This window comes from Paenibacillus sp. JJ-223 (assembly GCF_927798175.1).
Classification (GTDB): domain Bacteria; phylum Bacillota; class Bacilli; order Paenibacillales; family Paenibacillaceae; genus Paenibacillus; species Paenibacillus hubeiensis.
In genome coordinates, this window is record NZ_CAKMMP010000003.1 from 262,234 (window position 1) to 286,946 (window position 24,713).

Below are 24,713 nucleotides of genomic sequence, written 5' to 3' on the forward strand. Positions count from 1 at the left end.
ATAGTTCCCACTATAGGTGAACGAACATACAACCGAGCAGGTTTTAGAGTATATTGTGGTACGTCAAAGGAGGTGTTACTTGTGAGCTACGATAAAGGATGTCATTCAATGTTTACTTCCACTGCGACTATATTGGTACTTTATATCCTATTGGTTATTGTATTGAAAACGTTCTGTTTTTAGCAACATAGGCAGTTGTAAAATTATCTGAGGACAAATCTTATCTAGATTAAGGGTAAGGTTTGTTCTCAGCGTAAATTAAACGTTTACGTTCGTGATCATGTTCTTTAGAGCATGTATTTTTTATTTTCAAAAATGATTAAAGTACATATTAGTTTAGGCTCCCATTATTAAGTCGCACAATGAAGCAATGAAATGAAAAAAACATTGAGGCACTCATCCTAAAATGCCAGCAGCATGAGATCGATCCTTGCGGCTGGATAAGGAACTCACCAACTGCCTTCTTTCCATTCACATTTAGTTCATAAAAGTACGATATTCTTCCCCTATCAACGATATGGGAGGAACCACAATTGATCAAACCATTGGAAAGAGCAGCGCATCATGCCTCTGGAGATTGGGCTATTGAAGCGCAAGGGCTCGTGAAAACGTTTGGAGATAAGCGGGCGGTAGACGGAGTCAATCTGAACGTAAAGGCAGGTACGATCTACGGCGTGCTGGGTCCCAACGGGGCAGGCAAAACAACGACGATCCGCATGCTGGGCACCTTGCTGCGTCCGGATATGGGATCAGCCCAAATCTTTGGACATGATGTGGTAAAAGAGTCACATACCGTACGCCAGCTGATCGGACTGACCGGCCAATATGCCTCTGTTGACGAATCGCTGAGTGCGAACGAAAATTTGATGATCTTTTCCCGCCTTCTCGGTCTTGGACGTGCTGAAGCAAAGCGCAAGACGGCAGACCTGCTGGAAGAGTTCGGGTTGACGGATGCGGCGAAACGCCCGATTAAAGGTTTCTCGGGAGGCATGCGCCGCCGTCTGGATCTGGCAGCAAGCTTGATCGCACAACCGCCGCTGATCTTTCTGGACGAACCGACGACAGGGCTCGATCCGCGGACCCGCGCACAGATGTGGAACACGATCCGGCAGCTGGTCCAATCAGGTTCGACGGTCCTGCTGACCACTCAATACCTCGATGAAGCGGATCAACTGGCCGATCGCGTCGCCGTGATCGATCAAGGACACGTGGTTGCCGAGGGCACGGTGGACGATTTGAAAGCATCGGTGGGCACGGCATCTCTTCAGCTGCGCATTCAGGAGATGACGCAGCTCGAACAGGCACGTCAGATTGTCGAGCAGATCCTTCGGACCGAATCCAACGTCACGGCGGAAGCGGGGAAGATTACTGCGCCCATGGCGGATGCCAATATCGCGGCAGATCTGTTGATTGCCTTTCGTGCCGCAGGCATTGATTTGGCAGAGATGAGCGTGCAGAAGCCTACGCTGGACGAAGTGTTTCTCGCCATTACTGGCCAGGATGCTCGCGGCAATGAGTCCCATCCATCTCCGGAAACCAATGCAGTGAAGGAGTTGCAAGCATGAACAGTACACTATTGAAACAAAGCACAGGTCGGAAGTTGAGGAAACACACCAGTTTGGGGCAAACCGTCCGAAATTCGTTAACGATGGCTTACCGCGGAATATTAAAGGTGAAACGAACTCCGGAGCAATTGTTCGATGTTACGCTGCAGCCGATCATTTTCACATTGATGTTTACGTATATTTTTGGCGGAGCGATTTCGGGAAATATTCAAGCGTATTTATTGGTCATCATTCCGGGGATCCTTGTGCAGACCGTGATTACGAGTTCGGTCGTTACCGGCGTGCAATTGCGAGAGGACATGGACAAAGGGGTATTCGACCGATTCAAATCACTGCCTATTGCGCGTATTGCACCGCTGGCGGGAGCTTTGCTGGCCGATACGATCCGATACACGATCGCGACGGTGCTTACCTTTGCCATTGGATATATATTGGGTTATAGCCCGGCAGGTGGACTCGGCCATGTTGCTTTGGCTGGTTTGCTGGTTATCATTTGTTCTTGGGCCATCAGTTGGATTTTTGCTTTTCTTGGTGTTATCGCGCGCACGGCATCCAGCGTACAAGGGATTTCCATGCTCGTCCTGTTTCCGCTCACCTTTGCCTCGAACGCTTTCGTACCTGTAGAGACGATGCCGAATTGGCTGCAATGGGTGGTCAACGTCAATCCGATCTCCCACCTGGTCTCCGCCGTTCGCGAACTGGCGAACCAAGGAACGATGGGAACAGATCTTATGACCACCCTTGCTGGAGCGGCGGTTATTGTAGCCATTTTTGCACCTTTAACCGTACGGGCATATATGCGTAGAACATAATTGGGAAGGGAATATCATTTGAGCAGCGGTTTGATGTCAGGAATGAGAGGTGATGTCTTCTCGGCATGGCGTCTCTTTCTTGACAGGATTTGTGGCATAGGGCAAGGTTGGAAATGGAGGTGCTCACATTGGCAAGCATACTGGTCGTAGCCGACGACCCGCATATCAGGGAACTCGTTAAGCATTTTTTGCAGCAAGAAGGTTTGCACGTCATCGAGGCCGTGGATGGCCTGGATGCGCTGCGTGTGCTCGATGATCACAAGGTTGATTTGGTCGTTCTCGACATCATGATGCCGGGCATGGACGGATGGGAGTTATGCCGCCAGCTGCGGCAGCAGACGGACCTGCCTCTCCTGATGTTAACGGCCAAGGGGGAAACCTCGCAGATCGTCAAAGGATTTTCGCTGGGTACGGATGATTACCTGGTGAAGCCTTTTGATCCGCTGGTGCTCGTCGCGCGGGTGAAGGCGCTGCTGAAACGATATCATATCATGACTTCACAAGTGATCGTTCTCGGCAGGCTGGTCATGCGGGGAGATACGTTTGAATGCAAAAATGGCGAACAGGATATGGTTCTCCCGCGTAAGGAATTTGAATTACTGTTTACCCTGGCAAGTTATCCAGGCAAAACGTTTACACGCGATCAGTTAATCGAAAAAATTTGGGGGTATGATTACGAAGGGGACGAACGAACGGTTGATGTGCATATCAAGCGGCTTCGTGAACGGTTTCCCGAGGAAGAGCATGCTTTCGTCATTCGTACGATGCGAGGGCTAGGGTATCGCTTGGAGATCAGGACATGAAGCGGGAACCCGGATTTCTTCATATGGCCAGAAACATCATTCTGGTATCCCTGGCGCTGTTTGCCTGTTGGACCGCGGCCTTCTATATTACGAGAAGCGTATATTCCCTGATTCCGTGGGAACCGCATGAGCTCATCGCTTTTCTGATCAATGCCATGCTCGGGTTCATCCTCTTTGGTATAGGCATTACTTGCATCGGTCCACTGGTTAAGGGTAGGGATAATGAGCATTTTAATGAATTGATTCAGGCACTGAAGAGTATTTCCCGAGGGGATTTTCGCGTGAATCTGGATGCGGCGTTTGCCCGTCGAGGCGGGAGACAGGGACATACACATCCTTATGCCCAATTGGTGGAAAGCATCAATGACATGGCGGCGAATCTCAAAGCGATGGAGGATTTGCGTCAGGAGTTCATTTCGAACGTGTCCCATGAAATTGGATCGCCACTGACCTCTATCATCGGGTTTGCAAGAGCACTGAAGGACAAAAAGATGGACCAGGAGCAGCGTGACCAGTATTTGACGATCATTGAAACGGAGTGCGTCCGTCTGTCCAGACTCAGCGATAACTTAATGAAGCTTGCCGTCCTGGACGCCTCGGAACACGCATCACATCAAACCACGTACCGTTTGGACCGACAATTGGTTACGCTGATTCTGGCCTGCGAGCCCCAATGGGACGACAAAAAAATCGATATGAACGTGGAGCTGGAAGAGCTTGAAATCACCGCTGATGAGGATTTGATGATTCAGGTGTGGGTCAACCTTCTCCATAATGCAATCAAGTTTACGCCACCGGGCGGAAAAATCGATGTTTTACTTACGCAAAGCGAAGAAAACGTATCGGTCCGTATTACGGATAGCGGACCCGGTATCGCCCTTCAGGACCAGCTTCGGATTTTTGAGCGTTTCTACAAAGCGGACGAATCCCGGACCCGCGCCTTGGGCGGCAGCGGGCTGGGCCTGTCGATCGTGCATAAAATCGTGGACATGCATGACGGTACGGTCGCTGTTTCCAGTGTACCGGGTAAAGGCGCGACGTTCACCGTACACATGCCGCTGAATAAACGAATCGATACTGGCGAAGATGAAGGCTAGGGAGCTGCGTTTGATGGGTCGGAAAAAGCGCCTTTCGCAAAGGTCAGCCGCATGCCCGGTCCCTGCTTAAGGGCAGAATGACCCCAGCCTGTTTTTTAGGCTGTACAACACCTCTTCAGGCACTTCCTTGAATTGGATGTCCTCGCCTAAAAATAACAGCCAGTTCGCGATTTCGGTTAGCTCCTCGGGATGATCGACTTGCACATACATTTTGAGCAGCGCCGTGGTCTGGAACGGATTGGTATAAGCAAGCGAAGCTTTCAAGGGATGGTATTTGCGAAACTGCGCAATGGCTTTGGGGCCGAGCTCAAGGGTCAGGTTGCTTTTTTGTTTCTGCTCGTGTAAGGCTTCCATGATCTTTTTTGCGCTGACCCTTTTTTTAGGTTGAAACGGTTCGGCCTCTACAACGTGATCGACAGGGATAATCCGACGCTGTTCCTCCATTAAATCAAAGCCCTCCATCAGCCAAAGACTGTTTTCGCGATGAAGATGCAAAAGGTACAGCTGAACCGTTTTTATTTGCTGGCCTTCCTGGACGGCAACCGTCAAACAGCGATCCGAAAGCAGCATGTGAATGATTTGCTCCAGCATCGGATGGGGAAGATCCGAAAGGTCAAGCAGATCGGGATGATGGGGGTTCGTTCCTTCAAAAAGCAGCAGTTGATTCAACAGGACAAGGTCGTCCTGCTGATTTTGCGAAATAAGGCCAAGCAGCTTTTCCGCCAAAGACTGGCGGCTCTGAAGATAAGGCAGCTGTTGATTTCTTGTCGCCATAAAGGCGATGAACAGCGCTTTGATCTCATTGTCGGTAAAGCGGGCTGCTGGCAGGACCGAGTTGTTCATGACAAAATATCCGCCGTCCCGCCCAACCTCAGCCACAAGCGGCATGCCCATGGATTCAATTTCCTTGATGTCCCGGATGGCCGTCGAACGGGAAATATCGAATTCCCGCATGATTTCCGAGATGGTAAAGCGGGAACGATTGTTGATATACCGCATCATCGTATTAATCCGTTCAACTTTTTTCATGCAGCCTCCTAAACAGTTTCATTTTCTGACATGATTTAAGGTTATTATAAACCTATCAAGGGATAAGACAAAGCCCTGATCAAACCCAAACAAAGGCAGGTTAAAAAAATGGCAAATTATACGTTGGAGCAAAAAGAAAGTTTTACGGTATCGGGGATCGGCGTGGAGCTGAAAAGCGACTATACGGACTATGTCGGCATAAACAAAGAGAAGTCCGATTTCTGGACGGCGATCGAAGACAATGGGAAGCTTGAAGCGTTAAAATCCATTGCCGCCAACGACTATATTTTTGCTGTGAACGAAGCGGTAAACAACAAGATGATGCATTATGCGGGTGTCATGACCGCTGCATCCATGCCGGATATTACGAGAGTCATCCAGTTTCCGAAAGGGGAATACCTCGTCGTCAAAGGGGAAGCGAAGACGGCGGAGGAGCTCAACCAGCTGCTCACCGGCATTGCCTTTGGTCAAGCGCTGCCTGAAGCAGATCATGTGGCCTATGTCGGCGGACCGAATACGACGGTAGAGATGGGGCAGCGGGACGGATTGGTCTTTGGCGAAATGTGGATTCCGGTTGTCAGAAAATAAATAAGAGAAAACATTTTAAGGAGAGACGCAGATGTCATATATCGTTGATTTTAAAGAGGTGTCCACGGTTGGTTTGGAATCGTCGCCAGTGGCTGCCGCGCTTGCGGGCTTGCGCGCCAATGAAGCCAGGTATTTCATGAACAAGTACAAGCATGAATTTACGGTTGCGCCTGCAAGCGAAAGTCAGGACGTGCTGGATTACGTGAACCGCATTTTAAAGGAGGAGCGTGATTTGACGTTTGCAGCCAAACCGCTGGAGACGTCGCGCTTCCAAGTAGACAATATTTTATTTACTTACGTGTTCTATGAAGACGGCCTTGGACTTAATGTGATGTATACGGTGGATGACCCCAAGAAGCGGGCCGTCGGTTTGAAGCTTTCGGAAGGCATGGAGATTCCACAAGAGCTGGAAGGGAAATTTAAGTTTGCGCGGCAAAAGTCCAAATTGGCCGGAACGATCCGCGGTTCGTTTTTTGTGATCAAGGGAGAATATTAATCTTATCGACGATGCGGAAAAAGAGCAGCAAGCGTTTGCGGCTCTTTTTTGCTTTTTGTACAGGGAAAACCTGGTGCAATCTTCTTGCATAAAAATGAACGGAACTTTCCGCTATGCGTCAATTGACCTGCTTATTTTCAAAGGTTTGCGCTGATATACATTATTCTGGATCAAAGCAAAAATGACGAGCAGGGCACCGTAAAATTCATTCATGCTGATGGAATATCCCTGAAACGCCATGACAATGAACGTTGTTACAGGCACCAAACTGATGAACAGAATGCCATTGACAGGCGAAAGCCATTTCATGCCCGCATTCCAGCTTAGCAAAGCGATCGTTCCCGGGAACACGACCATAGAACTCATCATCGTGGCAAAGAGTGATTCCTTTGTGATCGAAGATGCCGCAACGATACGCTATTGTTATTCAATAAAGGATGCAGTTATCGCGAAAGGCTGGAAGGTTGGTTAAAAGCCGAGGGCATCATTCCACGAAAAGTAATGCAGTTCGGCACGTTTGAAACGATCATCGGAAGCGTCGCGGCCGGCATCGGAATTACAATCGTTCCGAAATCGTCCGTCAGTCCATGGATCAATGAATTAGCGGCTTTTTTGCTTTGAGGCAGGCATATTCTCGCCGATTGCGAACAATGAGTTGCGGAAAAAACAGGTAGACATCCAGAGTAATCTCATATAAATTAATACTTATTAAAAGTATTATAAAAATATAAAAAGAAAGAATGTCGGAGTATGCATGACCACATTCGAAGAATAGGAGGGTAACACAAATGACGACAGCATTACATCAGCAGCGCATGATTCGTAATATATTATTTCTGTTGTTTGCCTTGCCAGGGTTATCTTTCGCTTCCTGGGTAGCGCGAACTCCCGCCGTCCGGGATGCGTTGAACGTGTCTACGGCAGGAATGGGAATCATTATTTTCGCTTTGGCCATCGGTTCGCTCACCGGATTGCTTACGGCTGGCTCCGTCATTGCCCGCAAAGGTGCGCGTTTGGTCATTATGATAAGTTCTTTGATGATCGTCATCGGGTTTGTTGCTATTGGCATCGGCGCGAGCGTAAAAGTTACGGCGATCGTCATGGTCGGCCTATTTATATTTGGGTGCGGGTTCGGTGCGGCTGAAGTAGGGCTGAATATGGAAGGTTCGGCGGTCGAAAAGGCATTGAACAAGATTTTGCTGCCTGCTTTTCATGGCTTCTTTAGCGTAGGTACATTAGTGGGGGCAGCCATTGGAGTAGGTGCAGAAGCGATTCAACTTCCGATTATCGTACACTTTTCCGTGCTTGCCTTGTTGATTGCCGTTACGTTATGGTACTGCTTTCGATATCTTCCGGAGGCGACAGGCAAGGAACCTGCACAGACGGTCGGTCACAAAGGGGGCGCGTTCAAAAAACAGCTTAAGGTTTGGACGGAAAAACGAACGTTGTTGATCGGGGTCATGGTTCTGGGCATGGCATTTGCCGAGGGATCTGCGAACGATTGGTTACCGCTCATTATGGTCGACGGATATGGCGTTAGTGCATTAACAGGCTCATTTATCTATGGGTTGTTTGTTGCAGCTATGACCATTGGGCGCTTTGCAGGCGGTTGGATCCTGGATCGGTATGGGAGAGTGCGGGTACTTGCGGGATGTGCCATTTCAGCCATTCTCGGTTTGGTGCTCGTGATCTGGGGTCAACATTATATTCTGTCTGCGATGGGTGTCGTTCTTTGGGGGCTTGGAGCCTCGTTAGGTTTTCCGGTGGGTCTGTCTGCAGCAGGGGATGAACCTGAAGGGGCAGCGGCAAGAGTAGGCGCTGTAGCAACTTCGGGTTATATCGCATCGTTGGTGGGGCCACCCGCTTTGGGGTTCCTTGGAGAGCATTTTGGATTATTAAATGCAATGATTGCAGTGCTTATCGGAGTTATGATCTCGGGATCATTGATCCGGTGGGCCAGACCCAGCGATGAACCGAATACTCCCTTTGGGCAGGAAAAAGACGGAGTCATCCCCAAGGATATCGCATAACCAACCGCAGCTCTTTATTTGGACAGAAAACCGCGTTTCAGCGGTTTTTTATTTCGGCTGGAGCATTTTTCAAAAGATGACGTTCCGTTTATAGGGATGCCGCGCGCTGTTTACGATATTGCGACGGTTTGACGCCGTAATATTGAGTGAACATTCGAGTAAAGTAATCGGGCGAGTGAAAGCCCACGCTCAGCGCAATCTCCGTAATTGGGCGCTGCGTATAACGCAGCAGCTTCTCCGCCTGCTTCAGCCGATATTTGTTCAGCGTTGCGACGATGGAATCTCCGACCTGCTCTTTAAACAGGTGGGACAGCCGGGAAGGAGAAAGGAATACTTGATTCGCCAAATCTTCGATCAGATGGTTTTCTGCAAAATGGAGCGCAAGAATATTTAGCACTTCTTTCACTCTGGGATCGAGAAGCTTTCGATCGGCATGCTGGCTGGCCAAAATCAAAATGATCTCTTCCAGGGCGTTTAACATAAGCTCCTCTTGTAAGGCGATTACGGGCTCGACGCGATACGAGAGGATGCGGCGGAATGCATGTTCAATGGATGCACGAGTCTGCGTGCTGTCGATCTGCAGGTGGTAAATCGCCCCGTCTGTTTGGCTTGCCGGCAACCAGTCCGACCAAGCCATGCGGGGAGTATAGTGGGCCCACATTTTCTCCCAGACTTCATGTTGTTCTGTATAAAAGTGATGTTTAACCCCGGGCGGAATAATGGTAACCGTCCCCTCCGCACACTCAAGAAACCCATGGTCTTCATGGTTGACCACACCTTTACCAGAAAGCGTATACATTATCAGCCAGTCTTTCGTTCCGTTTGGTCGATAACACGTGTAACCGTAAGGCATGCGATAATAATCCGATACGAGAATGCCCGGTGGGTGCGTATATTGTTCATCGTTTTTTGCCATAGCAGGATTGTTAGGATTTTCAGCCATATCATCATTCCTTTCCCATATGCTCTATCTTACAATAAACACCGGATGTCCAGTATAAAGATTTGTGTGTTCAAGTCATTCGCCATCTTGGTGTGGAGGTAGAACAATGATAAAAGCTCAGCAGGAAATGACGTGTTTGAATTTGGCAGGAGCATGGGCATATGCGTTGGATCCGAATGATATCGGCCATCAGGAGGGGTGGTCCGGCGACCTCACTCCCTATGAAGAGGGGACGGTGCAGCTTCCGGGCACATTGGCGGAGAACGGCATCGGCGACGAGAGGGTTTGGGGCGACGAGATGAATCGCGAAACCGTGCGTTCCCTGAGGCCGCGCTATAGCTATGTAGGCAAGGCCTGGTATGCAAAAGAGGTTCTTGTTCCGGAAGCGTGGACGGGGCGGCACATGGTTCTTTTTATCGAACGGGTTATGGTCCAATCCACCCTATGGGTCAACGGTCATCTTGCAGGTGAGCAGGACAGTCTTTCGGTTCCGCATCGTTTCGATGTAACTCCGTTCATCCTGCCAGGCGGGACCAACAGAATTATGATCTGTATCGATAACCGGGATATTCATCGGTTAGGCCAGCATCCAAGCGCCTACACCGATGAAACGCAAACGATCTGGAACGGCATGATCGGCCGCATCGAAATGCAAGCGATGCATCCGATCTATCTGCAAGAAATGCGGATCTTTCCGGATATGCACAACAGCAGGATCAAGGTAACGGGAATGTGGACGAATACGACAGCAAGCCATGCGGAAGTATCATCACGGCTGTCTGTACGGTCCCTGGAGTGTTCCGAATGGCTTCAAACGAACAGCGATCCGTATGAGTCAACGCTTCCTCCTTATAGCTCGGTTCCTTTCGAATGGTTCTGTGATATGCAGGAAGATCATGTCCAGCCGTGGGATGAATTCAGTCCCCATCTCTATGAAATGAATGTCGAGTCGACGGTGACAACGCCAGCGGAATCCACGAAAATAGAGCAAAAGCAGCGTTTCGGCATGCGCTCGTTTACTGCCGTGGGGACCCATTTCGCAATAAATGGACGCCCAGCCTTCCTGCGGGGAACGCTGGAATGCTGTATCTTTCCGCTGACAGGCTATCCGCCAACAGACCTTTCGGTCTGGCTGCGCCTTTTCCAAATCGTGAAGGACTATGGGTTAAACCATGTCCGTTTCCATTCATGGTGCCCGCCCGAAGCCGCATTTGATGCAGCGGATCAGCTCGGCATCTATGTGCAGGCCGAAGGGCCGGCATGGTTGGACACGTGGAATACGCCCGTTGGTGCCCACCCGGAACACTACGACTATTTGCCGAAGGAAGCCGGGCGCATTATTCATGAATATGGAAATCATCCATCGTTTTGTTTGTTCAGCAACGGCAATGAACTAAACGGGGATTTCCATCTTCTTCATCGCATCATTGCGGAGTTGAAAGCAAATGACGATCGGCGCGTATACACGCTGACCTCGAACTGGGACCGGCCGCTGGACCCGGCGGATGATTTGTTTTGCGCACAAACGGTCGACGGAATCGGTGCGAGGGGGCAATATTTTCCGGATGCACTGTCGGACGCTACAATGCTCGATTTCAGAGAGGCCGTTGCGCAGCGAAACGTGCCGCTGCTGAGTCACGAAATCGGCCAATATGCGGTATATCCCGACGTGGAGGAAATCCACAAATATACGGGCGTGCTCAGGCCGGTTAACCTGGAAGCGATTAGAGCCGATCTGGAGCGCAAAGGGATGCTGGGCGACATTAAGAAGTTCGTCTACGGCTCGGGGATGCTTGCCCTTCAACTGTATCGCGAAGAAATCGAAGCAGCGCTGCGAACGCCGGGCCAAGGCGGGTTTCAACTGCTGGATCTGCACGATTTTCCGGGTCAGAGCACGGCAACGGTCGGTGTTTTGAATGCGTTTTGGGAGTCCAAAGGGTTGATTGAACCGGAACAATTCCGGACATTTTGCAATGAAACGGTGCTGCTGCTGAAGATGCCGAAGCGTATTTTCACACACGGAGAAGCGTTTTCCGCCCAAGTGTGTATTGCCCATTTCGGTCCGCAAGTTTTGCGGTCATCCGAATGGACATGGAGCATCGCGAACGAGCAGGGCGAAGTGTTGGACCACGGTGTAATCCATACATCGGATATCGGGCAAGGATCGGGCATTCCGATCGGCTCGATCTCTTCAAACGCTTTTCATAAAGTGAAAACAAGCGTAAGATTAACCGTTCTCATTCAATCCAAAGGTGGAACGATACGGAACGAGTGGCCGATCTGGGTATTCAGCGATTCGGAAGAAGAAACTGCCCGTGATCAAACGAACATATGGATAACGGACGTTTGGAACGAAGAAACCGAGCAAAGGCTTGCAGACGGCGGATCGGTATTATATACCGTAAATGCCGAGGCTCATCATACCTTTCCAGGGAAATTTATTCCCGTCTTTTGGAGTCCTGTGCATTTCGCCACTGAAGATCCATGCGGCATTTATGTCGATGAACACCATCCCGTCTTTGCTTCGTTCCCGACGAAATCGTATGCCGAACATCACTGGAAGGAGCTGCTGGATCGCTCCGTGTCGTTGTGTCTCGATGAATTTCCCGGCAGCGCAGAGCTGATCGTACAGGTGATTCCGAACTTCTATCATAACCGCAAGCTGACCAATCTGTTTGAATGCCGGGTTGGCCCGGGCAAACTTATGGTCTGCGGAATCGACATCGTTAACGATTTGGGCGCAAGGCCCACGGCAAAGCAGCTGCGCCGAAGCATTGCTTCCTACATGAGCGGCGATGCTTTTCAGCCGAACAATTCGGCCGCCACAGCCGACCTGCAACAACTGCTGCAAACCAAGCTGGATTTTCAAAATGGGGATCAGCTTTGACGTTTTCGAACCCTATGACGCTCGTAAAAGATATCATCCTGTAAGGCGAAAAGTCGGCTTACATCATGTTCTAACGAAATGCTGTCCAGATCATGCTAATTCACGACCTTAAAATCCAGAAGAGCGGCTCGGATGTGAAGTATAATGAATATTCGAGCCTATCCAAAAATCGGTTTACACCCGTTCAAATCATGTTGAAATGGAATGGACTTTTTGAACGGGTGAAACAGTGATTCAGACAGAAATGAAGGAGTGACGGCATGCACACAGACTTGGACAAAACATTTCCGTATTGGAATCCGGATCTTGCCCTCGAAGAGCGGGTGAACGATCTGGTTTCGCGTTTGACTTTGCAAGAAAAAATTGAGTTGATGCCGCAATATCAAGCAGGCGTAGAAAGGCTTGGCATCAAGCCGTACAAGCACGGCACGGAAGCCGCTCACGGTATAGCCTGGCTTGGCGAGTCGACCAATTATCCCCAGCCGATCGGTTTGGCGTGCACCTGGGACAAGGACTTGCTGCAACGGATCGGAAGCGCGATCGGAGATGAAGCGAGAGGTTTTTATCAGCGGAATCCGGAGCATAACGGATTAACGTTATGGGCGCCGACGGTGGACATGGAGCGGGACCCGCGTTGGGGCAGAACCGAGGAGGCATACGGGGAAGATCCCGTGCTTGCCGGCAAATTAGCCGCGGCGTTGGTGAAAGGCATGCAGGGCGACCATCCCTTTTATTTGAAATCGGTCGCAACGTTGAAACATTTTATCGGCAACAATAACGAGGTTGATCGGGGAGAGGCCTCCGTTAGCCTGGATCCGCGGAATTTGCGCGAATATTATTTGAAAGCATTCGAGATTCCGTTTAAGGAAGGCGGAGCTCTGTCGATGATGACGGCGTATAACGCGATCAACGGCGTGCCTGCGAATCTTAGCCCTTTGGTTAACGACGTCGTGAAGGGCGAGTGGGGGATGAACGGCTTCGTGGTGAGCGATGCATTTGATGTAACGGGAACGATGAGGGATCATCATTACGTCGACACCGTCAAAGAGGCCGTGGCACGGTCGATTCGGGAAGGCGGTATCGACAGTATAACGGATGAGGCCAATGTCGTGACAGAGGCGATCCGTTTGGCGCTTGAGGATGGGCTGCTGACCGAAAACGATCTCGACACGGCATTGCAGAACACGTTCCGCGTGCGATTCAGGCTGGGAGAATTCGATCCTGAGGAACGAAATCCGTATGCCGCAGTGGGGGAGTCGCATATTTTGAAATCCTCGCACGCCGAACTGGCGCGTGAAGCTGCGCAAAAAGCCATCGTTCTGCTCAAAAACGATAAAGAGACCTTGCCGCTTCAAGCAAGCAAAATCAGCAAAATCGCCGTCATCGGTCCACTTGCCGATGCCGTTTACAGCGATTGGTACAGCGGTACGATTCCATACGAGGTCAGCCCGCTGCAGGGGATCAAGGATCGCCTGGCCACAGAAGGAAACGAAGCAGAGGTCCGTTTCTCCGGCGGCTCGGACCGCATCAGACTCAAGTCAACGCGAAGCGGAAAATATGTACGGAAGGTCAGTGACGGAAAGGAAACGCTCGCGGCTTCCGGCGTTACCAAGGAAGAAGCCGATGTCTTTGAAACCACCGATTGGGGATGGGGGAGCCATACCTTACGGGCGGAACGAAATGGCCGGTATTTAACGACGGACGACAAACATGTTTACGCTTCAGCCGACCGGATCTGGGAATGGTTCACCAAGGAAGTGTTCCTGATTCATCCGTTGAATCCAAACAAGTCATTGGCTACCATCTCCACATGGAATGATACCGCACTTAACGTGGACGAACAAACCGAATTACTCGTCGTTGGTGACGGAACCGCTGCCGAAACAACGAACGAAATCAATGTTGGCGGCGCGGCGGAAGTGGCCAAAACCAATGCAGCGACCGCCGAACCGTTTGAGCTGGAGTATGCAGGCGTCGGCGTAGAGGAAGCCGTTCGTGCTGCCAGTGGAGCAGACGCGGCCATTGTTTTTGTCGGGAACCATCCGCTGATCAATGGCAAGGAAACGATGGACCGACCTGACATCACGCTTCCTGCCTCGCAGGAAAAATTGGTGCTGGAGGTGCTGAAGGCCAACCCGAATACAATCGTGGTTGTCGTCGGCAGTTATCCGTTCGCGTTGAACGAATTGCAGACCAAAGTCCCCGCGATTCTATACACGTCCCATACGGGGCAGGACCTTGGGCGGGTCGTTGCAGATGTGCTGTTCGGCGACGTCAATCCTGCCGGGCGCCTGAACATGACGTGGTATTCCTCTGTTGAGCAATTGCCGCCGTTCATGGATTATGACATTATTCAGGGTGGACGGACTTATCAATACTTTGAAGGCACGCCGCTGTACCCGTTTGGGCATGGACTTTCCTATAGCGCCTTTCACTATGAAGCGCTGCGGATGTCCGTAAATCAAGTCGAGCTTGGGCAAGACACGGCGGTTGATATATCTTTCCGTCTGACTAATACCACCTCGCGAACAGGCGAAGAAGTTGTGCAGTTATATGTGAGGGCAGGTACTTCGCGGGTGAAACGACCGCTTCTGCAATTGGCCGATTTTCAGCGCATTTCGTTGCTGCCTGGCGAAACGAGAGAGCTCACATTCCGCCTGCCGTTGGAATCACTGCGTATTTGGGATGTCACCCGGGAGCGGTTCTGCATCGAAAGCGGTCGATATTCCTTGATCATCGGTTCTTCTTCCGCTGACCTGCGACTGGAAGAACAGCTCACGGTCGTTGCCGAGACCATTCCTCCGCGCGACCTGATGTCTTTGACAAGGGCCGTCAACTATGATGCATGTCACGGCGTTTTGATCGGCGAATGCCGGGAGGGAGGAAGTTCGACCGAGGTTATAGAAAACACGGGTTGGTTGTTGTTTGCGGACGCATCGTGGGAGGAAGGTATTAGCATAATGGAACTGCGGGCCGCAAGTCCGGAAAAGGCAACGATTGAGGTCAGACTTGACGCATTGGACGGACCGCTCGTTGGCAGATGTGACATTTCTGCCGGAGGGTATCAGGAATGGAGGGATTATTCGTGCGAATTGATCCTGCCTTCCGGACGGCACGATGTATATCTGTTGCTGCAAGGTCCGATCTCGCTCAGTTGGTTTAGAATGTTAGCGTAATTCATGCAATTGCTGCACCATAAAGTCGATTTCAAAAAGAGGACTGCCAATGCCATGGCAGCCCTCTTTTTAGCTTTAACCTTAACAACTTAGCTGGATGTAGGAACTCGGAAAATCACCGATATGAATTCAATGATACTCGCATTTAAAATTCGTGAACGTTGCCGCCGACCCTTTCCCGTTTGCATATAGACCGATAAGTACGCCTGTAAATCCTCCGGCAACCTCAGAAGAAAGGTATCTGGTTTGGGCCGTCCCCAGAACGACATTTTTGCCGTCCGAATTGAACAGGAAGGCGTACCGTTCAGCGCTTGCCCGGATAATCAGCGTCGCGTGATTGCTTGTCCCTATACTTTCCTCCGACTCCACGGATTTGATGTCGCCGACATTCAACCGTCTGGCCACTTTGTACTCGTTCCCGACTTTGCGGAAGGCCAGGTCATAATGGTGATTTTCATCCATGTAAAGCGTAATGCCGGCTTCTCCGTCCGTCAAAGTTACGTCGCAAGTGATGACCGCATTGAAATCTCTCTGACGTAAGCCGATGAAGGTAGGGGATAGCGGCGTATCCAACGTAATATCTGTACCTTTAAGCGTAACTTTGTTGGACGCAAGTTCATATTGTTCAGGATCGGGGTGACGAAGGTAACACCAATCCAGGTTCCAATCCGTATTTTCAAACGTATATACCGTTTTCTCCTGTTGCACGACGGCGTCCGGAATCCGGTCGGTTTCGAAGCTGGTCAGCGTAGTGCCATCCTGTCCTGCCGTAAACCACCCATCTTCACCAAAAGTAACCGGAGTAAGAAACACTTCCCGTCCCAGATGGTGATAAGTCAGCCAGCGTCCGATCTGGCGGAAGCCCAGATGCAGCATCCACCAATTTCCGCGATCATCCTGAACCAGGTCCCCGTGACCGGCGCCCTGCAGCTCGTAACCACCCAAATTGCGATTGGTCAGCACAGGGTTGTGCGGATAGGCTTCAAACGGACCAGAAGGGGAGTCTCCTCTCGCATATGTGACCATATGACCGTACTCCGTACCCCCTTCGGAAGCCATGAGATAATACGTTCCGTTGATTTTATACAAATGAGGGCTTTCCAAATAACGACCACCCGTTCCGCTCCAAATCACGCGGCCTGGGGTCAGCTTGCGGCCGGTTTCGATATCGATTTCACACTGAATGATGCCGCCCACGCCATGCTCATCCGTGCCGTTGCTCATGAAGAATGCTTTTCCGTCTTCGAAATACAAATCGGGATCAATCCCGCCTTGATCGACGTAAACAGGGTCCGACCATTCACCGTAAATATCGTCTGTCCACACATAGAAATTTTGCCGGGTCGTGTCATTGGTCGTTGTCATGTAGAACCGCCCGTTGTTATGACGGATCGTCGGGGCAAAAACGCCGCCGGAGCTGCTTACCGTTGCCAATTGCACCTGGCTTGTCCGAGTCAGGCAATGCCCGATTTGCGTCCAGTTGATCAGGTCCTTGCTTTCAAACAGGGGTACGCCAGGGAAAAATTGAAACGAACTGCATACGAGATAATACGTGTCGCCTACTTTGCAGACGCTTGGGTCCGGATAAAATCCTTTAATTACAGGATTATTGTAGTTCATGTTAAATATGCACCTCACTAAATTCACGTTGATAAGAATTCAAACCATTGGTATCATCAAAATTAAACAACAAAGCGTGTGAATTTACAATAATCCGTGATGGAATCTGCAACTTAAATCCATTGGATTCACATAAATAAGATTTCAACAACGAGAACAAGGAGAGTTTCGAATAATGAAAGCAAACGGAGAAATGAAATACATGCTGTTATATGAAGCCTTGGCAAGCGAAGTGCGGTGGAGGATCATGGACCTCATCTCCGATGGCGAAATGAATGTGAAGGATATCGCCGACAGGCTGGAGCTTAGTCCTTCCATCGTGACAATGCACGTACGGAAACTGGAGCAAGCTGAACTGGTCGGCAGCCGAAGAATTCGGCTCAACGGCGGAACGCATAAAATGTGTTTCCTGAAGCAGAAATCGATCGAGATCGAACTGCCGTCAGCCAGATCAGTCAGGGATATCGTGAAGGAACAGACGATTTCGGTAGGGCATTATACGGCTTTTGAGGTGCATCCGACTTGCGGGCTCGGGACTCATGAGAAGGAAATCGGAGTATGGGACGATCCACGGTACTTCCTTGATCCCGAACGTGTTCACGCGGCCATTTTATGGTTTGGCAGAGGATATGTCGAATATAAAACGCCTAATTACTTGCTGCCCGCGGAGACGGCCGACGCCATTGAAATTTCGATGGAAATCGCTTCCGAGGCGCCGGGATTGAGGGATGATTGGCCATCCGACATTACGTTTGCGTTTAATGGAGTGCGACTTGGAACCTGGACCAGTCCTGCCGATTTCGGCAGAGCTGCCCGCGGGAAATATACGCCCCCATGGTGGCATAGAAACGTGAACCAGTACGGATTGTTGAAAACGATTCGAATCGATCACGCGGGAACGTATATGGATGGTGAGTGGATGTCCAACATAACGATCAGAGACGTCAAGCTCGAAGAGTTATTCTGGACGCTTCGTTTTTCCGTCGAGGAGGATGCCGCTAATGTCGGCGGGTTGACATTGTATGGGGCCGGTTTCGGAAACCACAATCAAGATATCGTCATCCGAACGATCCAGAAAAAAGATACGCTTTTATGAGAATGGCGTGATGCGCGAAACTCGATGATTGGGGGGTGTAATCAACATGGAGATTACTCAGGCTTCACTTCATAGTTCCTGCAAGGAGACATAAGGGAGAAGGGCTTATAGCTGGTCCTTCTCCAATTTCTCGATCAAGGTGGAAAAATCGACGCCCAGGAAGATTATTTCTTCTGGCTCTCGAACAACTTCAATAGGCGGCATATTAAACATCGGGAAGTTATCCTCCCGTAGATCGTAGCTGTCAAACCGTCTCTGGTTCTTAGGCATACGCTGCTTTTTAAGTTCCTCTGTAAAGAGTATTTTGGCTCGCAGGGCTTCAAAAGAGTATCCTCTGCCTAAATGATTAATGACTCGAATAAGGCTATTTAGAGATTCCGTATAAGCATCTGAAATGCGATGTTCGAAGCAGGCGAATATTTCCTCTTCCCAGTACTTCATAGCCATTGTAAGTGGTTCAAAAGCGGAATGCAGTTCAGTTGGTATTTTAACTTTCCATTCGTTGTATTTAAGAAATGCCGTCTGTCTGTTATCACAATCCCAAATATCCAAAAATGATTCCTTTAAGTCATAAGCAGTGCCAAGAGGAGGGTGATTTTTTGTCCAAAGGTCAAGCGTAATTTTATTCGTCTCTGTAAGCTCTATATGGCGTTTGAGGAGGATAAAACGGTCGTGCATCAGCTTGCGGCGTGCTTTTGGCGATAATCCTTCAAGGATCTGCTTACGTATGGTTTCTAACGCTTGGTTTGCCAAACGGACAACGTGAAATTTATCTACGATGACAAGAGCTTTTGGCAATATAGCCCTCACGGCATCCTTATAAGGTTGCCACATATTCATTGTGACGTATCGGATTTCCCCTATATTTGGAAGACGCAAGAGGTAATCTACAACGGTCTCCTTGTTACGATTGGGCAAAACATCCAACAAAGTACGTTCCTCAATGTTGGTTAAAACACATCTTGGCTTAATGATGTGTATTTCGCCAATCCCAAGCCAATGAGGAGTTTCATATCGATGCGTTTCTTTAAGACGATTGATGTAATCACGAAAGATGTTACGTATCGTTTTTTCATGCAATCCAACCTCTTCGGATATGCTGACAAACGTGCGTTTAAGGCTTTGCTTCTCTATAAAAGACAATAATCGTTTGGTGCAGTTTCGCTTTTCGTCTATGGTGTGGTCTAAGTGTTCCCAAAAGGTTCGATTGCAGTCTCTACAGCGATATCTTTGACGTTTTATAAGAAGGCCTACACGCTTGCCGTGAATAGGTAGGTCCATGCAGACCTGTTCCCTGCTATCGTGTTTGTAGAGGTTGGCTATACATCCACAATGAGGGCAAGCCAAAGGTGGAGAGTTCGTCACCACTTGTATTAGAAAATCAAATTCCTTCTCACTAATACTCAGGATGTTGAATTTTGAAAGATTCAGACGATCCATATGAATTTCTTCTATCATTTATGATGCAAACTCCTTCTTTGTTTTCGTATGACTGGTCAGAATACCGCTGAATATGAAAGATAACAACGAACCGGCAAAGCATATGGCCGCAAACATGCCTACGGCGGAAAAACCGTTAAAAGTCGCGTAAATCAGGCCTGCGATCCAAGAACCGAGCGTGGTCGCAGCGTACATGATTGAATTGGCCAAGCTGGAGATCGTGCCGCGGATGGTCGGATTTAATGAATTCAGCATTCCCAATATTAGGGGAAAAGCGATCCCCATATTAACGAATATGAAAAAGTAAACACTTTCGAAAACCGCAACCGATGGCAAGTGAGGCAAAACCATAAAACATGCGATAGAGACAAGAAAGCCCACAACCAGCGTATTGAAACGGTTTAACGTTTTGATCACATAGGCACCGCCGAAGCTCCCGACGATATTCCCGAGACCAAGAAAAAACATCACGTACCCTGCTTGATCAATGGAAAGGTGAAAGCGATCCGTCACCCATTTTCCAATGAAAGAAAAGGCAGCAAAAAATCCACATTGAAATAAGAAATGAGCGAGGAAAGCCCTTCTCGCCATGCGGCTATTCAATAGCGGGACGTATCTGCTGAACATCGGAGTCTTGGTTTTTTGGCCTTGATTCGGTTTCATTTCGGGTAAAGCATAGAAGATAAATACCGCAACCAGTAATGCACATGCTCCGATCGTAAAAAAGGGATAAGACCAATGGGTGGAGGCAAGCAGGCTTCCAATAGGGATGCCGAACGCTTGGGATGCAGCCAAGCCTGCCATGACGATTCCTGATACTTTGGCGATTTTGGACGTTGGAAACAGAGCGGGGATGGAGGCCCAGACTTGAGGCGCCGTAAAAGCTGCGCTGACTCCGGCTAAAAAACGGAAGAAGAACATCGACCAAAAACCTGTGGCAAAGCCGCATAATATCGTTGAAACCGAGAAGCAGACCATGCCGGAAAGCATGACTTTTTTACGATCCCAACCATCGGAAAGCGGTCCAGCAATTAGTGCAAAAATGGCATAACCTAAAGCATAAGACCCCACCATCCAACCCGAATATTCGGTCGGGATATGAAACAAGTCCTGAAGAGTGGGGATGAGCGGAGAAATCAAAAACGTATCCGTACCGATAACAAACATGATCAGGAAAAATAAAGCAGTTAATTTGATCATTCTATATTCACCCTTTATAGTTAGTTCTATAGTTCAAATATTATTGAACTAATGATTAAAAAAAGAATTTCTTTCTACAATGTATCCAGAAATCCGGGTAAGTAAGTTTGAAATGTCTCCAAATCGATGCTCATATACTTCGTTTGGGCTTCTTTTCGTACCTTGATCAACTTCGCCTCCTTTAAAGCACGCAAGTGATACGAAGTATTCGATTTCGTAGTATCGCGAATGTCTCCTACTTCTCCACAATTCATCTCCTTCCTGCTGGTGTATAGAGCTCGTATGATGTCCAATCTTGTTTCATCGGCTAATGCCTTGAATATTTTGACTCTGAGTTCATCATTTATCATTTTTTGAGTAGTCATAAAACCATTGTACTAAGATATCGCTACAAATCAAGTCTTCAGAAAAATACCACCATATTCTCCGATTTTTAAGTCCAATGTTTGGATTTTGTTTCCGCCATAAATTCCGGTTAACCCAAAAATTTTGCGCCTTCGAACTTGTAGGCATTCCCGTTCTCAGCCGCAAGTGAGCGGGATAGAGAAATGCAATGGACTTTTTACAGGCCGTCGCAGTATCCCCAAACCAAAAAAGGGGAGAAGGGGCAAATCCCCAACTCCCCCTTGTTTTCAATTTTCCTTCTACGGCTCAATGCCCCATACAAGCTGGTCGTTCAGATATCCGGTAACCTGCTCATGGTTTGCGAACTGACTGCCGGATGCCTGGAACGAGTAGTCGTCAGCCTGATTGTAATTGGACCAATCGGTTTTGGAGAACCGGGTTTGAATTTCGGCACTCTGGCCAGGAGCCAGCGTCCCGGCCGCAGTTGTGAAACCAACTTCCAGATAGTGGTCTGCCCCGGCCGCCGGAGCTGCCAGTTTGACGAATTTGCTCGTCACGTTTGCGCTTCCGATACTGGCCCAGTCGCTCCAGAAGTTCTGATCTTCTTCGCCGTCAATCGTGTAATAGTATCGCAGCTTCACGTCATTCAATGAAATCGCTGAATTCCCGGAGTTAATGAGTTTGAATTTGGGAGAGATCCCGTTCGTAGAGGCACTTGTGTTGCCGTTAAAGGCTTGAATCGTTAAATCTCCTGTGGCCGCAGGAACACTGCTGTCTACCACATTCACGGTAAGAATGGCATCATTTCCTCCGCTAAAATGAAAGGTGATCGTATTCTGACCCAGCGGCAATGAGGAAAGGTAACCTTTGTTCAGAACGACGGAAGCGTTGGATGCCGTATAATCCTGTCCCGGTATAAGCGTATAATTACCGTTTGTGATGCTTGTCAGTTGATGCCCGTTTAACGTCAGGGTAAGGGGAATATCCTGCTGCAAGTTCACGCGTTGATCAAATGTCGCATTCGTGAGCGAAAGCGAAGCGCTTGGCGTTGAATCGATAATGCTGACTTTTAATACAGGATCTTGCCCTTGATTAAAATCCAAAATGATCGAATGCTGGCCAACCGGCAATTGGGACAAAAACTCTTTTTTTAACAGCAGCGTGCTGCCATTTAACGTATAATCCTGCGCTGCCGTCAATGCATTCGTACCTGACCGGAGAGCGGTCAACGTATTGCCGTTGGCATTCACGGTAATGGTTTGGTCACTCTGGTGGGGCGCGTATTTATCAAATTCAACATGTGCAGGAGTGATGGAAGCGCTTGGCGTTCCTGCGTCAACCTTTAAATCGGGCAGCTCATCCAGCGTAATGACATAGTCACTTTGATAAAGCGTTTTCAGCGTGGCCGGATCGTTAAAGGCAGGGCTCATCAAATGCTCGCCGTACCATGGACAGAAGTAGAGCCATCCTGACTTTTCCTCCGTCAGATTCTGTACGCTCGGTACGGTGTCGTTCTCCGTCATGGCCACCATTTTTTTGCCGTCCGTCAAATCAACAAGCTGATAGAAAATCGAAGTAATGGCATCTTCGTTGGGTACGCCGGACAAACCGTCATAACGATTGTAGATCGTATTGTATTTATCATAACCGACGAGATCCACCTTGTCATCGCCGGGATACCATGCGGGAGAAGTGCTGTACACGTAGCTGTTGTAGGTCCAGATCAAGTTGTGCAAGTCATACGTCTCCGTAAGCTCGGTATAGAGAAGGTCCCACAGCTGTTTATATACGTCCGCGCCTGCCGAAGCCCACCAGAACCACGCGCCTTCGCCGTTCAATCCGCCATTGCCCTCGGCCTCATGGTAGGGACGGAAAATAACGGGCACGTCGTTGTCCTGCAAAATCTGCAGCTGTTCCGCCAAATCTTCAATGGTCAGCATCACATATTGATATTCTTTCGTTCCGGGAATGACCGCATTGGCCGTATTAAAATTGGTTTCGGTCGGTTTGTAGGTCGCTTCTTTCCAATCCACGAAATCCCCGAGTTGATAGGTGTCGAATTTGCGGGGGACATTGATATGCCATGAAGCTGTCGCGATCCCGCCGCGGGTATTCACCCAATCGATCATGCGAGCGGTTGTGCCGTCTTCCCAGCCATACAATGGATTGTAGTTCATGAAATCGAAGCCGCGAATGGCCGGATACTTTCCGGAAAGATTGTGGATCCATTCGAACTCCAGCTCGGTATTTCCGTCATTTCCGCCCCCGTAAATCTCTTGTTGGCCTGAAATGATATGGTTGCCGTACACCTCTGTCAAATAATTCATCAGAAGCTGGGTTTCCGGCGTGGCCGCAGGATCGGTGAGGACAGGCTGCACATCCAGCGGATCAAGATCGGCATGATCCACAGTGAAAGTGTCAAAATAAGCGAAGCCCCAGCCTGCCTTGACTTGTATGGTATTGCTTCCCTTATTCAGCTTGTGAAACCCAAAATCGTAATTCGACCATGCAGTCGTGTAGGGCAGCATGTAAGATCCTTTGGTGACGCCGTTAACGGTCAAATATTGGAGCCTGCCGTCAGGGCTCAATTCCTGCATGTATCGAGTGGAGATCGCGTACATGCCTGTTTCCGGAACAGTCACGGTAAAGGTGATCGTGCCGGAATTTTGCATCCAGACAAATCCCGTCCCGGAAAATCCGGGTTTGGGTTGTCCGTAAATTTCAGTGACGACTTGCAGATCGGACGTGAGCTGAGCGTTTTCGCTTTCAATCGTGAAGAGTGGAGGATCATCTGCATGAACAGGCACGGTCATCCATCCAAACAACAGGGTAATGGCCAACATCATTGCGCTTGCCTTTTTGAGCCGATTTTTCATTCTCATCTCCCTTTCCATAAATGAAATAAGATAAAGAAAGATCAATAAACCCACTCATGGATGCGCTTTCAAAGTAAACATAGCATATGCATCAAACTTTGTAAATATATGGCATAAAAAGTTGACGATTTGCTGCTCTTTAAGAGAAGAAGAGAATGAAGCGGGAAAATGCGCCTCTCACAGATCGTGGAAGCACAAGAATAGGCTGCAGAAAAAGTAAAGTATCAATATTCCTTGACAGGAATATACTTGATGAAGTATATTCTTCTCAGAAGTTGAAATGATCCTGGATCAAGGAGATGATTCGACGGGAAACCATACTAACAGAGGTGAGCAACATGTCCGGAAATAGCCCGGGAATGGACATAGCAACATTGACTGCGTTAGCTGAGGCGAATCGGTTGAATATTGTCCAATTGTTGCGCAATGGTCCGCTGCCAGTTGGCGAAATCGCTGATCGTCTGGGCATTCGCCAACCACAAGCTTCGAAACATTTGAAAGTGTTAAGCGATAGCGGAATCGTGGAAGTGCGTGCCGATGGAAACCGAAGGATCTATGCGCTTCGATCGGAACCTTTTCAAGCGATGGATTTTTGGGTACAATCCTTCCGGCATATTATGGAAGAACGTTTGGATAATTTGGACAACTATTTGCGCGAAATTCAAAACAAGAAAAAAGAAGACTAATTTCCTTTCCTAAGGAGGAGTATT

Annotated in this window: 18 protein-coding genes and 2 pseudogenes; 12 read left to right on the forward strand and 8 right to left on the reverse strand. The window is 49.0% G+C overall.

Going from position 1 to position 24,713, the window contains the following annotated elements; genetic code table 11:
• Positions 1-536 precede the first annotated feature (536 nt).
• The 4 genes from L6H98_RS07505 to L6H98_RS07520 all read left to right on the forward strand — a co-directional run bounded on the left by L6H98_RS07505 (position 537) and on the right by L6H98_RS07520 (position 4,277).
• Positions 537-1,565, forward strand: coding sequence for an ATP-binding cassette domain-containing protein (locus L6H98_RS07505; protein WP_236414355.1), 1,029 nt, complete (start codon positions 537-539; stop codon positions 1,563-1,565).
• Positions 1,562-2,377: an ABC transporter permease gene (locus L6H98_RS07510; RefSeq protein WP_236414033.1), complete on the forward strand. Its 816-nt coding sequence runs from the start codon at positions 1,562-1,564 to the stop codon at positions 2,375-2,377. The genes L6H98_RS07505 and L6H98_RS07510 overlap by 4 nt, the downstream gene beginning before the upstream one ends.
• 128 nt (positions 2,378-2,505) lie before the next feature.
• Positions 2,506-3,180 (forward strand): response regulator transcription factor, encoded by a 675-nt coding sequence (locus tag L6H98_RS07515; RefSeq protein ID WP_290371427.1) that lies wholly within the window; start codon positions 2,506-2,508, stop codon positions 3,178-3,180.
• Complete coding sequence (locus L6H98_RS07520; RefSeq protein WP_236414036.1) at positions 3,177-4,277, forward strand: HAMP domain-containing sensor histidine kinase; 1,101 nt, start codon at positions 3,177-3,179, stop codon at positions 4,275-4,277. The genes L6H98_RS07515 and L6H98_RS07520 overlap by 4 nt, the downstream gene beginning before the upstream one ends.
• A 66-nt stretch (positions 4,278-4,343) precedes the next feature.
• On the opposite strand, the gene L6H98_RS07525 is transcribed toward L6H98_RS07520, so the two are convergent.
• Positions 4,344-5,306 (reverse strand): HTH domain-containing protein, encoded by a 963-nt coding sequence (locus L6H98_RS07525; protein WP_236414038.1) that lies wholly within the window; start codon positions 5,304-5,306, stop codon positions 4,344-4,346.
• Positions 5,307-5,414: 108 nt separating this feature from the next.
• On the opposite strand from L6H98_RS07525, the gene L6H98_RS07530 reads away from it, so the two are divergent.
• Positions 5,415-5,894 (forward strand): GyrI-like domain-containing protein, encoded by a 480-nt coding sequence (locus tag L6H98_RS07530; RefSeq protein WP_236414039.1) that lies wholly within the window; start codon positions 5,415-5,417, stop codon positions 5,892-5,894.
• Between the two features lie 31 nt (positions 5,895-5,925).
• The gene (locus tag L6H98_RS07535) at positions 5,926-6,390 is read left to right on the forward strand and encodes a phage tail protein (RefSeq protein WP_236414040.1); all 465 of its coding nucleotides are present in this window, start codon (positions 5,926-5,928) and stop codon (positions 6,388-6,390) included.
• Positions 6,391-6,501: 111 nt separating this feature from the next.
• Here L6H98_RS07535 and L6H98_RS07540 read toward each other — a convergent pair.
• A pseudogene (locus L6H98_RS07540) lies at positions 6,502-6,756 on the reverse strand (transporter); the annotation flags it as partial.
• Between L6H98_RS07540 and L6H98_RS07545 the strand changes: the two are divergent.
• Positions 6,752-6,975 (forward strand): annotated as a pseudogene (locus tag L6H98_RS07545) (LysR substrate-binding domain-containing protein); the annotation flags it as partial. The pseudogenes L6H98_RS07540 and L6H98_RS07545 sit on opposite strands and share 5 nt — an antisense overlap.
• A gap of 203 nt (positions 6,976-7,178) precedes the next feature.
• Positions 7,179-8,420, forward strand: coding sequence for an MFS transporter (locus tag L6H98_RS07550; protein WP_236414041.1), 1,242 nt, complete (start codon positions 7,179-7,181; stop codon positions 8,418-8,420).
• Positions 8,421-8,508: 88 nt separating this feature from the next.
• On the opposite strand, the gene L6H98_RS07555 is transcribed toward L6H98_RS07550, so the two are convergent.
• A complete protein-coding gene (locus tag L6H98_RS07555) occupies positions 8,509-9,363 on the reverse strand; it encodes a helix-turn-helix domain-containing protein (RefSeq protein ID WP_236414042.1) in 855 nt (284 codons plus the stop codon).
• A gap of 106 nt (positions 9,364-9,469) precedes the next feature.
• Between L6H98_RS07555 and L6H98_RS07560 the strand changes: the two genes are divergently transcribed.
• Together L6H98_RS07560 and L6H98_RS07565 are read left to right on the forward strand one after the other, a co-directional pair.
• Positions 9,470-12,250 carry a sugar-binding domain-containing protein gene (locus tag L6H98_RS07560; protein ID WP_236414044.1) on the forward strand — a complete coding sequence of 927 codons (2,781 nt, stop codon included), beginning with the start codon at positions 9,470-9,472 and terminating at the stop codon, positions 12,248-12,250.
• 260 nt (positions 12,251-12,510) lie between these two features.
• Positions 12,511-15,426, forward strand: a complete 2,916-nt coding sequence (locus L6H98_RS07565; RefSeq protein ID WP_236414046.1) for a glycoside hydrolase family 3 C-terminal domain-containing protein — start codon at positions 12,511-12,513, stop codon at positions 15,424-15,426.
• A gap of 129 nt (positions 15,427-15,555) precedes the next feature.
• Here L6H98_RS07565 and L6H98_RS07570 read toward each other — a convergent pair whose 3' ends face one another.
• Positions 15,556-17,046: a glycoside hydrolase family 43 protein gene (locus L6H98_RS07570; RefSeq protein WP_236414048.1), complete on the reverse strand. Its 1,491-nt coding sequence runs from the start codon at positions 17,044-17,046 to the stop codon at positions 15,556-15,558.
• A 172-nt stretch (positions 17,047-17,218) separates the two neighbouring features.
• Between L6H98_RS07570 and L6H98_RS07575 the strand changes: the two genes are divergently transcribed.
• The gene (locus L6H98_RS07575) at positions 17,219-18,142 is read left to right on the forward strand and encodes an ArsR family transcriptional regulator (RefSeq protein WP_236414357.1); all 924 of its coding nucleotides are present in this window, start codon (positions 17,219-17,221) and stop codon (positions 18,140-18,142) included.
• Positions 18,143-18,247: 105 nt separating this feature from the next.
• On the opposite strand, the gene L6H98_RS07580 is transcribed toward L6H98_RS07575, so the two are convergent.
• From L6H98_RS07580 to L6H98_RS07595, 4 genes are all read right to left on the reverse strand, one after another.
• The gene (locus L6H98_RS07580) at positions 18,248-19,600 is read right to left on the reverse strand and encodes an ISL3 family transposase (protein WP_236414049.1); all 1,353 of its coding nucleotides are present in this window, start codon (positions 19,598-19,600) and stop codon (positions 18,248-18,250) included.
• Entirely contained in the window at positions 19,601-20,782 is a 1,182-nt protein-coding gene (locus L6H98_RS07585; RefSeq protein WP_236414050.1) for an MFS transporter, read from the reverse strand.
• Positions 20,783-20,856: 74 nt separating this feature from the next.
• The gene (locus L6H98_RS07590; RefSeq protein WP_236414051.1) at positions 20,857-21,147 is read right to left on the reverse strand and encodes a metalloregulator ArsR/SmtB family transcription factor; all 291 of its coding nucleotides are present in this window, start codon (positions 21,145-21,147) and stop codon (positions 20,857-20,859) included.
• 279 nt (positions 21,148-21,426) lie between these two features.
• Positions 21,427-24,003 carry a glycosyl hydrolase gene (locus tag L6H98_RS07595; protein ID WP_236414052.1) on the reverse strand — a complete coding sequence of 859 codons (2,577 nt, stop codon included), beginning with the start codon at positions 24,001-24,003 and terminating at the stop codon, positions 21,427-21,429.
• 338 nt (positions 24,004-24,341) lie between these two features.
• Between L6H98_RS07595 and L6H98_RS07600 the strand changes: the two genes are divergently transcribed.
• Positions 24,342-24,689 carry a metalloregulator ArsR/SmtB family transcription factor gene (locus tag L6H98_RS07600; protein WP_236414053.1) on the forward strand — a complete coding sequence of 116 codons (348 nt, stop codon included), beginning with the start codon at positions 24,342-24,344 and terminating at the stop codon, positions 24,687-24,689.
• Positions 24,690-24,713 lie beyond the last annotated feature (24 nt).